The sequence below is a fragment of the Clostridioides sp. GD02377 genome, from assembly GCF_045899875.1.
Lineage (GTDB): Bacteria > Bacillota > Clostridia > Peptostreptococcales > Peptostreptococcaceae > Clostridioides > Clostridioides difficile_A.
Map to the genome: position 1 here is coordinate 1 of NZ_JBJODA010000098.1, position 274 is coordinate 274.

Below are 274 nucleotides of genomic sequence, written 5' to 3' on the forward strand. Positions count from 1 at the left end.
CTAGTTAATAACTTAGAATCTGTATGATTAACCTTGAATTTAGCAGTAGTAGAATTATAAGATGAAATAGTTAAAAACGGTAATGCTTGGAGTAATGTTATTTTAGCATAACCATCTTGTTTCGTAGTATTTCCACCTACAATGCTATTTATATCACTAAAATAATATTTAGAATGTGGATTATAATTTACTGGTTTATGACTATCTTTAGTTAAAACATATCCACTACCACCACCGCCGAACTCAGCATAATAACTACCTGCACCACAATACC

At 30.7% G+C, this 274-nt stretch carries 1 protein-coding gene; it reads right to left on the reverse strand.

All coding sequences use genetic code 11. The features are described 5' to 3' along the window. Nucleotides 1-274, reverse strand: a 274-nt coding sequence (locus Q3304_RS21050) for a glycine-rich protein (RefSeq protein ID WP_407815505.1), incomplete at both ends; no start/stop codon positions are given.